The 12,717-nt window shown below is 38.9% G+C and carries 12 protein-coding genes; 7 read left to right on the top strand and 5 right to left on the bottom strand.

The genetic code is table 11. The annotated features are described in order from the left end of the window. Window positions 1-3: 3 nt before the first annotated feature. Entirely contained in the window at window positions 4-1,071 is a 1,068-nt protein-coding gene (locus ACIPKN_RS08795) for a beta-propeller fold lactonase family protein (protein ID WP_400935155.1), read from the bottom strand. Between the two features lie 234 nt (window positions 1,072-1,305). Between ACIPKN_RS08795 and ACIPKN_RS08790 the strand changes: the two genes are divergently transcribed. The 3 genes from ACIPKN_RS08790 (at window position 1,306) to ACIPKN_RS08780 (ending at window position 3,859) form a co-directional block, all read left to right on the top strand. Further along, the gene (locus ACIPKN_RS08790) at window positions 1,306-1,500 is read left to right on the top strand and encodes a hypothetical protein (RefSeq protein WP_400935152.1); all 195 of its coding nucleotides are present in this window, start codon (window positions 1,306-1,308) and stop codon (window positions 1,498-1,500) included. 250 nt (window positions 1,501-1,750) lie between these two features. Next, window positions 1,751-2,281, top strand: a complete 531-nt coding sequence (locus ACIPKN_RS08785; RefSeq protein ID WP_400935150.1) for an NfeD family membrane protein — start codon at window positions 1,751-1,753, stop codon at window positions 2,279-2,281. Window positions 2,282-2,296: 15 nt separating this feature from the next. Continuing rightward, window positions 2,297-3,859, top strand: coding sequence for a flotillin lipid rafts scaffold protein FloT (locus ACIPKN_RS08780; RefSeq protein WP_142508400.1), 1,563 nt, complete (start codon window positions 2,297-2,299; stop codon window positions 3,857-3,859). 44 nt (window positions 3,860-3,903) lie between these two features. Here the strand turns inward: ACIPKN_RS08780 and ACIPKN_RS08775 are convergent, their stop codons facing one another. After that, window positions 3,904-4,446: a GNAT family N-acetyltransferase gene (locus tag ACIPKN_RS08775; RefSeq protein ID WP_400935147.1), complete on the bottom strand. Its 543-nt coding sequence runs from the start codon at window positions 4,444-4,446 to the stop codon at window positions 3,904-3,906. 17 nt (window positions 4,447-4,463) lie between these two features. Continuing rightward, on the bottom strand, window positions 4,464-5,288 hold the full coding sequence (locus ACIPKN_RS08770) for a methyl-accepting chemotaxis protein (RefSeq protein WP_142508398.1): 825 nt from the start codon (window positions 5,286-5,288) through the stop codon (window positions 4,464-4,466). Window positions 5,289-5,583: 295 nt separating this feature from the next. On the opposite strand from ACIPKN_RS08770, the gene ACIPKN_RS08765 reads away from it, so the two are divergent. After that, window positions 5,584-6,783 carry an MFS transporter gene (locus ACIPKN_RS08765; RefSeq protein WP_400935141.1) on the top strand — a complete coding sequence of 400 codons (1,200 nt, stop codon included), beginning with the start codon at window positions 5,584-5,586 and terminating at the stop codon, window positions 6,781-6,783. A 483-nt stretch (window positions 6,784-7,266) separates the two neighbouring features. Next, a complete protein-coding gene (locus ACIPKN_RS08760) occupies window positions 7,267-7,938 on the top strand; it encodes a peptidylprolyl isomerase (RefSeq protein ID WP_400935138.1) in 672 nt (223 codons plus the stop codon). Between the two features lie 79 nt (window positions 7,939-8,017). Here the strand turns inward: ACIPKN_RS08760 and ACIPKN_RS08755 are convergent, their stop codons facing one another. Both ACIPKN_RS08755 and ACIPKN_RS08750 read right to left on the bottom strand, forming a co-directional pair. Further along, window positions 8,018-8,800: an enoyl-ACP reductase FabI gene (locus ACIPKN_RS08755; protein WP_142508395.1), complete on the bottom strand. Its 783-nt coding sequence runs from the start codon at window positions 8,798-8,800 to the stop codon at window positions 8,018-8,020. A gap of 929 nt (window positions 8,801-9,729) precedes the next feature. Next, window positions 9,730-9,978 (bottom strand): ferredoxin, encoded by a 249-nt coding sequence (locus ACIPKN_RS08750; RefSeq protein ID WP_053482601.1) that lies wholly within the window; start codon window positions 9,976-9,978, stop codon window positions 9,730-9,732. A gap of 107 nt (window positions 9,979-10,085) precedes the next feature. Between ACIPKN_RS08750 and ACIPKN_RS08745 the strand changes: the two genes are divergently transcribed. Next, the gene (locus ACIPKN_RS08745; RefSeq protein ID WP_400935135.1) at window positions 10,086-11,114 is read left to right on the top strand and encodes a YpbB family protein; all 1,029 of its coding nucleotides are present in this window, start codon (window positions 10,086-10,088) and stop codon (window positions 11,112-11,114) included. Then, the gene (locus ACIPKN_RS08740; protein ID WP_400935132.1) at window positions 11,115-12,557 is read left to right on the top strand and encodes a RecQ family ATP-dependent DNA helicase; all 1,443 of its coding nucleotides are present in this window, start codon (window positions 11,115-11,117) and stop codon (window positions 12,555-12,557) included. It begins immediately after the preceding gene. The last annotated feature ends 160 nt before the right edge of the window (window positions 12,558-12,717 follow it).

Below are 12,717 nucleotides of genomic sequence, written 5' to 3'. Positions count from 1 at the left end.
GACTCAGAATTCTGAAGTCAGACAGATTGTTCCGGTTTTTATTCCTGTAGGACCGTTAAATCCTGGAATTGTATCGATTACTGTATTTGTTTCTATATCTATAACAGACACAGTATTGTCAAGTTGGTTTGTGACATAAGCAAGTGTTCCATCCGGCAAGATGGTTACTTGGTCAGGAGATAATCCTACAGGGATCGTAGCAATCACCAAATTGGTTAATGTACTTATGACAGATACAGTATTACTACCTTTATTAACAATGTAAACAAATATTCCATCAGGTGTAATCGCTGTTCCAACAGGTCCTGTACCCACAGGAATTGTAGTAAATACTGTATTTGTTGCTACTTCAATTACAGATACTGTGTTACTAGATTCATTTGTAACGTAAGCAAATTGTCCGCTTGGTGTGAAAACAATAGATCTAGGGCGAAGTCCCACAGGAATTGTAGCAACCACTGAATTTGTAGCTGTATTAATAACTGATACTGAATTTGAGTTTTCGTTTGCAACATAAGCAAACGCGCCATTAGGAGTAAAAGCTATGCCTTGAGGTTGGAGCCCTACTGGAATAGTAGCGATTACAGTATTTGTAGCTGTACTTATGACAGATACAGAGTTAGCTCCAAGTCCATGATTTGATACATAAACAAGTGTTCCATCTGGTGAAATAGCTACACCAAGAGGCTCAAGTCCTACTGGGATGGTAGCAACCACTGCATTTGTTGCCGTATTAAAAACCGTTACATTATTTGAGAAAAGGGCTGGAACATAACCGAATCCTCCATTTGGTGTAATCGCTACCTCAAGAGGAGCAGTTCCTACTGGAATGGTCGCGACTATAGTATTTGTAGCTGTATCAATTACTGATACCATATTATCAGGAGTAGCTAGCTGACCAGCGTCTGTAACGTACACTAAAAAATGACATGGTGGAGTTGGTGGTTCAGGTATAAATGGTGGTGTAAATGGTGGCTTACAAGGACAAGGGCAACAAAAACCACAACAATTACAACGACAACTTGGGTTTGATTTAAATTTGAATCTTCTAAATTTATTTTCTTTTTCCACAATGCACACCCTTTCTATCATATATGGATACATTGATACAATATGCAAAAAGAATTTTGTTTTTTGTGCGTTTTACCTACACCAAATAATTTTGAACAGTACCGGGTGGTTGTTTATAGTAGTTTCATATCATTGTTTGATTCCTAAATTATAGTGTTGGCTGGTGATTCTTCGAAATGTACTTGTTCATGTATTTATATGGTAAAATTAAATATGCATAAAGGAGGTATTCTATTGTTTAAAAATTTTTCAAAACACCAATTAGCACTATCTTTTTTTATGGTTCTTATCGGTTTTTTACAAGCATATAACCATTGGGGAGAAAGGACTACTTTATCATTATTCTTTTTAACCTCCAGTATTTTACTTTTACTTCTTTCAATTATTGGCCTGTTTGTTTATAGGAAAAGACAAATATCTAATGCCTAAAGAGCTTTCTTACGCACACATTCCTGTACAACGCTCTCTGTATTTTTATAGCCTTTAAAACCGTTGAAAGCCTTCTGCAATATGTCCTTAGTTGCCATACTACCTTTTATTATGACATGGCTAGTATTACTTTAAGAGTTTTACTATTTAAAAACATATCATTAGAAAATTAAGAAAATGTAAAAGATTACGAAACCTTTTATAGGCTGCATCCGTATAGTAGGTAATACAATGAAAAGGGGTGAACAACTTGACGCTATTTGGCTATTCACTCGAGCAAATCTTTTTAGTGGGATTAATATTCGGGGGCCTTGCAACACTTTTATTTACATTTTTTAGTGATGCTGTCGAGGGCATTGGAGAGGGGCTACCGATTTTTAATCCAAGTGTCATTCTATCTTTCATTACGTTGATGTCAGCAGCAGGATTTATTTTAGAAAAACTAGCCTTCTTCCCTAGCGTTTGGAATATTGTTGCTGCTTGTATCATCGGAGTTATTTTAAGTGCACTATTTTATTTATTTGTTCTAGTTCCGCTACGATCAGCCGATGTTTCGTTAGCTTATACAGAAGAATCGCTTGGAGGTCAGCTAGGAAAGGTCATTGTTCCAATCCCGACTGACGGTTTTGGAGAGGTAGTTATTGAAACGACTAGCGGAATGATTTCAAAGCGAGCAACAGGATTTGACAATGAGGCTATTGATTACGATACGACGGTACTTGTGGTAGAAGTGAAAGAAGGAACGCTTTTTGTGAGATCTTATGATAAGAAATTTTTATAGAGGAGCGATATTTATATGTCAATGGAGATTTTAATTGTTATAGGGATTGTAGCCTTTGTTTTAATTGCACTAGTTGCACTATATGTGACAAAGTATCGTACAGCAGGTCCTGATGAAGCACTGATTGTGACTGGTAGCTATCTTGGCTCAAAAAATGTACATAAAGATGAGTCGGGAAACCGTATAAAAATTATTCGTGGTGGCGGTACATTCGTATTCCCAATTTTCCAGCAAGCACATCCATTAAGCTTATTGTCTAGTAAGCTTGATGTGACAACACCTGAAGTGTATACGGAACAAGGTGTACCGGTTATGGCCGATGGAACGGCTATCATTAAAATCGGTGGTTCCATTTCAGAAATCGCTACGGCGGCGGAGCAGTTTTTAGGAAAGCAAAAGGATGAGCGTGAAAATGAGGCACGTGAAGTGCTAGAAGGTCATTTACGTTCGATCTTAGGTTCAATGACGGTTGAGGAAATTTATAAAAACCGTGATAAATTTTCTCAGGAAGTACAGCGTGTTGCGTCTCAGGACTTGGCGAAGATGGGTCTGACAATCGTTTCCTTTACGATAAAAGATGTACGTGATAAAAATGGTTACTTAGAATCGCTTGGTAAGCCGCGTATTGCGCAGGTTAAACGTGATGCGGATATAGCTACTGCAGATGCTGATAAGGAAACACGCATTAAGCGTGCTGAAGCATCAAAAGAAGCACAAAAGGCTGAGCTTGAACGTGCGACAGAAATTGCAGAAGCGGAAAAAGAAAATCAATTAAAGGTAGCAGAATTCCGTCGTGAGCAAGATATCGCTAAGGCACGTGCTGACCAAGCTTATGAACTTGAAACGGCTCGTGCAAAGCAAGAGGTTACTGAACAAGAAATGCAGATTCGCATTATTGAACGTCAAAAGCAAATTGAATTAGAAGAAAAAGAGATTTTACGTCGTGAGAAGCAATACGATTCAGAAGTTAAGAAAAAGGCTGATGCTGATCGTTACGCTGTCGAGCAAAATGCAGCGGCAGCCAAAATGCGTGAGCTTGCGCAGGCAGATGCGGAGAAATACCGTATCGAATCATTGGCACAAGCCGAAGCGGAGAAAATTCGTTTGGACGGTCTTGCAAAAGCGGATGCTGAGCGTGCAAAAGGGGAAACAGATGCGGATATTATTCGTCTTCGTGGTCTAGCAGAAGCCGAGGCGAAACGTAAAATTGCGGAAGCCTTCGAATACTACGGTCAGGCAGCTGTCCTGGATATGATTGTACGTATGATGCCTGAATATGCGAAAGAACTTGCGAGCCCACTTGGCAATATTGATAAGATTACTGTCGTTGATACTGGTGGTGGGGAAGGCGGAGGCGGTGCTAATAAAGTAACTGCCTATGCAACGAATTTAATGTCAACATTACAGGAATCGTTGAAGGAAACTTCAGGAATTGACGTGAAGGAATTAATTGAAAGCTATGCAGGTAAGCATACGTTGCGTCCTGAGCTAGAGCAAATAGCAGTAGGCTTAGGAAAGCAAACAACAGCTACAGCTAATGAAACACAAGACGAAATAAAAGAAACGGTTGAACAATAATAGAAATAGCCGCCTGATTTGACCTCAGGTGGCTATTTTTTTCTCTATTTTTCCTTCCACTCACTAGCGAGCATGCCATAAGCAACGTGGTCAACATAATGATCATAAAGCCATTCTGCTGCACGAATCGTTCCTTCTTTTGTAAAACCAAGTCGTTCAGGGATGGCACGGCTTTTTGCGTTGCCCGTAGCAGCACGAATTTCGACCTTATTGAGCAGTAAATCCTCAAAAGCATATTGTAATAATGCTTGTACAGTCTTTGTCATAATACCATGTCCTTGAGAACCTTCACTGAGCCAATAGCCAATAGCAGCGATTTTATTACTATGATTTATCGTATTAAAGCCAGCAATGCCTACGATTTCATTTCGAAAAATGATAACTAGAGAGAGGCTGCTTTTAGCTTCGTGTCCTTTTATACAGCCTTCTATATATGCCGTTGTATCGGCTACTTCTTTTGTAATATCCAGCCACGGCAACCAGTCCTGCAAATATGCACGTGATGCATCTGTTAAGGCAAAAACAGCATTTGCATCTTCTAATTCGACAGTACGTAAAGATAATTCCGGATTAATTGTAATTTGCAATATTCTTCACCTCTTTATTATTTTAAGGCGTTATGCATAAAGCCCTTCATTTCGTGACTAAGAACTGTTAACTCCTCAATAATTTCACTAAAATCTTGAACGAGCTGAGACTGTTCGTTCGTTGCGTCATTGATTTGCCCCATATTTTGCTTAAGGTTTTCTAGGTTCCTATTTATATTTCGTAGGGAGGCTTCGATATTTTCCGTGGCGCTGGATGTTTCGAACGAGAGCTTTCTAACTTCCTGCGCTACGATGTTAAAGCCAGCACCATGCTGGCCTGCACGAGCCGCCTCAATAGATGCATTTAAGCCGAGTAAATTTGTTTGGCGAGAAATGCTTTTTATTAAATCTGTTACTTCATTTGTTTTCTTTGAATCTTCAAGGGCGTGCTGTGCTTGTTTGTTAATTTCCTCACTTGTTGCCGCTAATTCCTCAGAATGTGAGGCAATTGTATGTACTTTGTCCTGTAAGCTGTTTACAATGCTATCCATTGTCCCCATATAATCCTCAAGTTTAAGCTCATTGTCGATTGGTAGTCCAAATGCTAGGGCACCTACGACTTTACCATTTTCACGGATTGGAAATGAAAAGGCATTGATGGCAACCCCGTATACATCCTTTGGTATTACGACATCAGCATTTTTCCCAGTAAAGGCAATGAAAACATTTTGGTCATTAGCATTTACTTTTTGTCCATCTAGGTAGCCTGAATCTACACGTTTGCCGGCTAAATATTTTACAACTATTTCACTTTCCTTCTCGATGACAGCCACAATTGCCTCTTCCTTTAATGCAAGGTGGATATAAGGTACTGAAAGTGCTAAAGCTTCAATAATTTTCATGAAAATTCCTCCAAGTCTGTGCAGTGAAAAATAGTTTAGTCATCGGAGCTTTTTGCCAATGATTGTTAGATGATTACTTTCACTGTAACACAATATTTGCCAACTCAAAATAGATAAAAACTAAATTTATATGAAGAAAATGTGATTTTAGTCACGGTAATATTGTCAAAAAAAATCATGCTAATAATAAAAAAATAGAGGTAAATTTGTCTATTTTTCGACAAGTTATCGTGTGTTTTGAAGATCATTGTATTAGAATAATAGTAGAATTGAAAGAACGTAAGGAGAGAGAGAGATGGGTTACATTCAAAAGGGGACAAAGGCGTTTCATAAAGCAAACTGGGCTTTATTTTTAGCAGGCTTTATCACCTTCGCCAATTTATATGTATCACAGCCATTATTACCAACATTTGCGAAGGAGTTTCATGTATCACCTGCAGTTGCGAGTTTAACGCTTTCTGTGACAACTTTTGCGTTATCCATCAGTATGATTATTGTGGGTTCATTATCAGAGGCATGGGGTAGGAAATCTTTGATGACGAGTTCTATTTTTGCGGCATCTATTATTACACTTGCACTCGCCTTTTCGCCTAATTTTGAAACGATATTAGTATTACGTGTTATACAGGGTGTTGTTTTTGCAGGATTGCCGGCAATTGCGATGGCATATTTAGGAGAGGAAATGGATCCAGCTAGTTTAGGTATTGCGATGGGCTTATACATAAGCGGTAATTCGGTCGGCGGGCTTAGTGGCCGAGTTATTATCGGGACATTAACGGATCTTTACAATTGGCAGGTGGGGATGATAGTACTGGGTGTCATCAGTCTGATGATAAGCGTGTTATTTATCTGGATGCTACCTAACTCCAAGCATTTTACAGCACGCCCTTTGCAGATAAAATCATTGACGACATCTCTTTTGCAGCATTTAAAGGACCCATCCATGCTTTGTTTGTTTGGCATTGGCTTTGTGTTGATGGGAAGTTTCGTGACTCTATATAACTACATTGGCTTTAAATTGATGGCACCACCTTATAATTTAAGTGCTACGATTGTTGGCTGGATTTTTGTAATTTACTTAGTAGGTACATTTAGCTCTGCCTGGTTTGGTAGTCTTGCTGATCGATATGGCCGTCAAAAGATGTTGTTATTGTCTATTGCGATCATGTTTGCAGGGGCGATTTTAACATTAAATGGGCTACTTAGTTTGAAAATTTTAGGGATTACAATCTTTACATTTGGCTTCTTTGCAGCGCACTCGATTGCCAGTGGCTGGGTAAGTAAACGAGCCACTCGTGATAAAGCGCAAGCCTCTTCGCTCTATTTATTTTTCTATTATTTTGGTTCAAGTGTTGGAGGAACAATAGGAGGAATATTCTGGATGCATTACGGCTGGGGAGGCGTTATTGTCATGATTGCTGTATTTTTAATCGTTGCATGCTTGCTGTCTTTTTTATTAAAGCTGTTTTCTAAAAGATTGTTGCTACTTAACTAACGAATCAGTTCAGTGGAAGAAGTCATTGGTCTGAGTTAAAATAATGAAGCTTTAAGTATAAAAAGGATCCTTTATTATAGGGATGATTTGTATAGTTATTACGTTGCGTATTTACATACATGATATAAAGAAAGTTGATACTGTTAAGGAAAGTGGATGGAGTTTTTTAATTTTGTTGCAGACCCTTTTACAGGATATATCAAACTCACTTTGAGTATTTTTCTAATGGAAGATTAGCTCTGTTTTTTTATGTCTTAATAACAACAATCTAAACGAAAATGCCTTTATTAAATGGGATTATTACTAAACAGCAACGCATAGCAGCGGGGCACTTGGAATAGTATTTTTTGTTTAGTTTATATACTTTTCTTGTCTTCGCATCTATAAATATAGCCATCTGCATGAATTATTATAAAAATGATTTGTCGTAAACTATCTGATAATATAAAGAGTAGACTGGTGATTAAGAGGAGTTGAAAGAATATGTTCGCGCGTTTTAAAGGAATTTCTGTTGTCTTTGCTTTGCTGATGGTAGCATTTGTTTTGACAGGTTGTGGAGCCGCTAAAGAAAGTGGGCAATCGGAAGGAGATACGGCAAAGAAAACGGAAGAAAATGTGGATTATTCATCAAAAGTGAAGGAAAAACCAATTGTGACGATTACGATGAACAATGATGAAAAAATCGTAATCGAATTAGAACCTTCTACAGCGCCGAATACGGTAGCTAATTTTATTTCGTTAGTTAAAAAAGGTTTTTATGATGGCCTTATTTTCCATCGAGTTGTCCCTGATTTTATGATTCAAGGTGGAGATCCTTTAGGTAATGGTACGGGTGGCCCAGACTACTCGATAGAAGGTGAGTTTTCTTTAAATGGCTTTAAAAATGATTTAAAGCATGAACGCGGTGTCATTTCAATGGCTCGTTCGAAAGATCTAAATTCTGCGGGATCTCAATTTTTCATTATGGTAAATGAAGCATCACATCTTGATGGAGAATATGCTGCCTTTGGAAAAGTGATCGAGGGGATGGAAACAGTAGATGCTATCGCTGCTGCTCAACGAGATGGTGAAAAACCAATAAAAGATCAGCAAATGAAAAAGGTAGAAGTGGATACAAAGGGCTTTGATTATCCAGCCCCTAATGTAATAAAATAACGTTTGTTATATTCTGAAGTACAATACGAAACAAAGAAGCATGAGAGATCATTAAATGATCTTTCATGCTTCTTTGTATTTAACCCATAATATTGTAGCCTGCGTCGATATAAATCGTTTCGCCTGTTACACCGCGTGATAGGTGAGAAAGCATCACGATTGTCATATCTGCTACTTCGTCTTGTTGAACATTACGTTTTAATGGAGCTGTTTCTTCGATTTTGTGTAAAATTGTATTGAATGAAGGAACACCTTTTGCAGCAAGTGTGCGAATTGCTCCAGCAGAGATCGCATTAACGCGAATATTATCTTTACCAATATCTGCTGCAAGATAGCGCATAGATGCTTCTAATGCTGCTTTCGCTACACCCATGACATTGTAGCCATCAAGCACGCGCTCTGCTCCTAAGTAACTCATTGTTACGATAGAGCCACCCTCAGTCATATAAGGATGTGCGGCCTTTGCTGCTGAAATAAGAGAATAAGCGCTAGTATCTTGTGCAAATGCATAGCCATCACGAGTTGTATCTAAGAAGCGATTGTGTAAATCTTCTGCATTGGCAAAAGCTACTGAGTGCACGATACCATGGATAACGCCTACTTTTGTACCGATTTCATTGAAAGCCGCTTGTGTGCTCTCGTCGCTGTTGACATCACATTGTACGATCAGTGAATCAGATTGTCCGATGTTTTCTAATTGCTTTTGTAATTTTTTTAATGAACGTTCTTGGCGATATGTGAAAATAACATTTGCACCTACATCAAATAAACGTTTTGCGATACCCCAAGCAATACTTCGATCGTTTGCCACACCCATTACGACAATATTCTTATCTTTTAATTGTAATAAATTATCTATCATTTATAAGGACCCCTTTATGAAATAATATCTGTTATTAGTACCAACTACTAAAATCTTATCATACATAAAAAATGGTTGCAATAACAAGATGAAAAGAGTGACCAACTTTCCTTGAAAAGTACAAAAAAAATTCATCTCCATTATGTTAGAGATGAATCATGGTATAAGAATCTGTTACTAAGTGGTTCGTTTGTAGAAAATGGCTCATCACCATAACGTGTGGTTGATTTCCGTTCCGGCTGGGCGCTTTGTAGCTGACGCTTCGCTTTCGCTACAGAAAACATTTGTTGCTGTCGCTTCGCTTTCGCACAGATAAAACATTGTAGCTGACGCTTCGCTTTCGCGCAGAGCAGAGCTTCCTGGGGGCGTCCGATGAGCCGCTGCGCTGCAGGGTCTCGGGCCAACACGATGTCGGTCACGAAGGCGTTATCACAGGATGTGATGCTTTTAGCCTTCGTTCCTCTATCGCTGATCCCCTAGGAGTCGCCCAGCCTCCACTCCAATTAACTAATATGCGCGGAATACGTTTTGATAAAATGTCCTCTCTAATTTTCATGATAGACAAAAATTTATTAGAAATCATTTGTATGGCTTATTACCATAACGTGTGGTTGATTTCCGTTCCGGCTGGGCGCTTTGTTGTTGCTGACGCTACGCTTTCGCACAGATAAAACATTTGCTGACGCTTCGCTATGCTACAGGGTCTCGAGCCAACAGATGTTTTTTGCGAGAAAGTGTAGTGACGATATGGCGGCAGCGTCACGATGTTGGTTAGGAAGGCGTTATCACAGGATATGATGAATTTAGCCTTCGTTCCTCTATCGCTGATCCCCTAGGAGTCGCCCAGTCTCCGCTCCAATCAACTAATACATGAGGGGATAAAATAAAGGCACCCAGTTAAGGATGCCTTTAAAGATACGTATGAAGAACTATTCGAATTTTAATGAGTCGCCATCAAAAGTTTCATCTGCTACTTTGATTGAGTCAGTTGGGCATCCTTCGAAAGCATCTTGCATGTCTTCTAGTAGATCTTCTGGAACTTCAGCAGTTCCCATGTTATCATCTAAAATAACGAAGGCAATCCCTTCATCATCATAATCATAAATATCTGGGGCTGCGGCTCCGCAAGCGCCACAAGCGATGCATGTATCTTTATCAACAATTGTGAATTTAGCCATTTTTCTATCTCTCCTTTTACATGTTCCTACAAAGCTTCATACTCATTTTAAAGATGTTTATCTTACATTTCAACATAAATACTATTAAATTGGAGGAATTTGCGTCTATGTTTCATCAAATTTTATTGCAAATCTTTCAAAAACTAAATAACGAAAGAACAATTTCTGCTGCTTATCACGTATTAAGAGGAAAGCGCTCAGGTCAGACTATTCAAGACATTGGCCTATTTCAGTTACATAATTATTTTGGGCTATTACCTAAGTTACCTAGGAAGACATTTGATGAAGCCGTAACTTCGTTTTTACAGTATAGTTGGTTAACAATGCAACAATCTGGTCACTATTCCATGAAAAATCTAGGTTTACAGCGAGCAGAGCAGACACCTGATTTTTTATTTGACGGGTGGCACTATCGGGGAAATGAGCATGTTTTTTTTGCGAGGTTCTCGTTAATTGTACAAAGTTTATCTTATCAAAGTGCTGGGGTTCGTTCTTTTTCTCCCATAAGTAGGGATACGAATATTCAGTCTTGGGTGCGTACATTTTTAATCGAACATAACTATCAAGATGGGCATTTACAGCAACGATTATTGGAGGAATGTGAACAGGTACTTTCTGTATTACCTTTATCAGATGCCAACAAACAGCTTGTCCTCTATCGGTTGAGTGGTCAAAGTTTACCTGGATGGACGTGGCAGCAGCTTGCGGGTGAACGTCAGGAAACAGTTTTAGATTGTCAGTTAGCGTTTATAGAATTGCTACATACATTATTAAATGAAGTTCGTCAGACAAATGATTATCCGTTGCTTGGTAAGATCGCAGAAGGATTAAGAGTAAAAGCATTACTAACTGATTCAGCGCAGCAAACAGCACATTTATATGAGCAGGGCTATTCAATTGAAAAGATTGTGCAAATAAGGAAACTAAAACAAAGTACAATCGAGGATCATTTGGTGGAACTAGCCATGAACGAACCGAACTTTTCGATTGGTCCATTCGTCTCATATGAAGAAGCGGAAAAAGTTTGGCAGGCATCGAAACACTATCAAACAAAAAAATTGAAAACATTGCATGAAGTAGTTGAAGGTATGAGTTATTTCCAGTTAAGGCTTGTCCTCGCGAAAGGAGAAGTATAAATGGAACTTGAACAAACGTTACTAAAGTATTTTGGCTATACAACATTTCGTCCAGGCCAGAAAGAGGTTATTGAAGCGATCTTAGAAGAAAAAGATGTTATTGCTTTATTACCAACTGGAATGGGAAAGTCACTTTGTTACCAACTATCCGGATATATCCTGCAGAAGCCAGTATTAATTGTTTCTCCGCTGCTTTCTCTAATGCAGGACCAGGTAGAGGAGCTAAAACGCTTTGGTGAAAAGAGGGTAGTTGCCTTAAATTCATTTTTAACCGTAAGTGAAAAACGATATGTATTACATTTTTTAGAGCAGTATCGTTTTATATTTACGTCACCGGAGATGCTTTTACAGCAGCAAGTTCAAGACAAGCTTTCACAAATGCAGCTAGGTCTTATCGTCGTGGACGAGGCACACTGTATTTCTCAGTGGGGCTTTGATTTTCGGCCAGATTATTTACGAATTGGACAATGGTTTTCACAAGTTAATCGTCCACCGATTTTAGCATTATCAGCGACTGCGACGAATAAAGTAATCAATGACATACGAGATACACTGTCGCTAGATACACCATTTGAGTTTTTGTACAATGTGGATCGGCCTAATATTCATCTTGGGCGTGTCGTATTTGAGGATAGGGCAGATAAAACACACTGGATTATGCAACATGTTAAAGAGACGGCAGGACCGGGTATATTATATATGTCCTCGCGTAAGCGTGCTGAACAATATAGCGAAGCGCTTATACAGGCTGGTATACGAGCGGCAGCTTATCATGCAGGCTATGGTGCTGAGGACCGTCAGTTTATTCAGCAACAGTTTATTGACGGGGAGCTCGACTGGATTGTGGCGACGAATGCTTTTGGAATGGGTATCAATAAGTCAAATATTCGTCAGGTTATTCATGAAACGCTTCCTGCTAATGTAGAAAATTACATGCAGGAGATTGGCCGTGCAGGGCGTGATGGTCAATCAGCGCTCGCAATTTTACTTTATAGTGATGGTGATGAGGAACTTGCGAAATTTGTTGTAACAGGCGATTTGCCAACAGCTGGTTATGTTGATCGTTATCAGGAACTACTAAATCAACAAATGCATCCTTCACAAATGTTGAAAAATGGAGAGGTGAGTGAGACCGCTTTTCGTGTGCTTGATTACTGGCTACAACAAGAAACGGTGGAACAAGTTAAAGTACGTTTAAATCATTTAGCACTGGAAAAGTATCGAGCTGTCGATAAAATGCATAAAATTACTCAGACAAAAGACTGTATTCGCACACAGCTAGTCGGGTATTTTGGGCAAAAATTGCTGAAAAAACCAGAAAACTGTTGTGAAAATTGTGGAATCCATTATGATGAAATCAATAAGGTACGCTTAAAAGAAGAGAAGAAAATAGAAATGATTCCATGGAAAAGTCGGCTAAAGCAGCTCTTAATGGGTTGTTAAAGGCTCATCACTAAAAGTTGTGGATGACATTTGTTAAAAACGTATGCCATATATAAGTTGATTTCCGTTCCGACTGGACGCCTCCAGGAAAGCGCCCTGTGGAACGGAAATCAACCCCACGTTATGGCGATGTGTCCTTTTTAGCCTATAACTGACGGTC

The sequence above is a fragment of the Lysinibacillus sp. NPDC086135 genome (genome assembly GCF_044746345.1).
Taxonomy (GTDB): domain Bacteria; phylum Bacillota; class Bacilli; order Bacillales_A; family Planococcaceae; genus Lysinibacillus.
Note: the sequence above shows the minus strand (reverse complement) of the source record. Positions and strands in the feature narration are given on the sequence as shown.

Excerpts from the sequence above, each read along its gene's own strand:
- ACIPKN_RS08770 (WP_142508398.1), bottom strand. The coding sequence starts at position 5,288 with ATGAAAATTATTGAAGCTTTAGCACTTTCAGTACCTTATATCCACCTT.
- ACIPKN_RS08780 (WP_142508400.1), top strand. The coding sequence starts at position 2,297 with ATGTCAATGGAGATTTTAATTGTTATAGGGATTGTAGCCTTTGTTTTA.
- ACIPKN_RS08765 (WP_400935141.1), top strand. The coding sequence starts at position 5,584 with ATGGGTTACATTCAAAAGGGGACAAAGGCGTTTCATAAAGCAAACTGG.
- ACIPKN_RS08750 (WP_053482601.1), bottom strand. The coding sequence starts at position 9,978 with ATGGCTAAATTCACAATTGTTGATAAAGATACATGCATCGCTTGTGGC.
- ACIPKN_RS08760 (WP_400935138.1), top strand. The coding sequence starts at position 7,267 with ATGTTCGCGCGTTTTAAAGGAATTTCTGTTGTCTTTGCTTTGCTGATG.
- ACIPKN_RS08745 (WP_400935135.1), top strand. The coding sequence starts at position 10,086 with ATGTTTCATCAAATTTTATTGCAAATCTTTCAAAAACTAAATAACGAA.
- ACIPKN_RS08740 (WP_400935132.1), top strand. The coding sequence starts at position 11,115 with ATGGAACTTGAACAAACGTTACTAAAGTATTTTGGCTATACAACATTT.
- ACIPKN_RS08755 (WP_142508395.1), bottom strand. The coding sequence starts at position 8,800 with ATGATAGATAATTTATTACAATTAAAAGATAAGAATATTGTCGTAATG.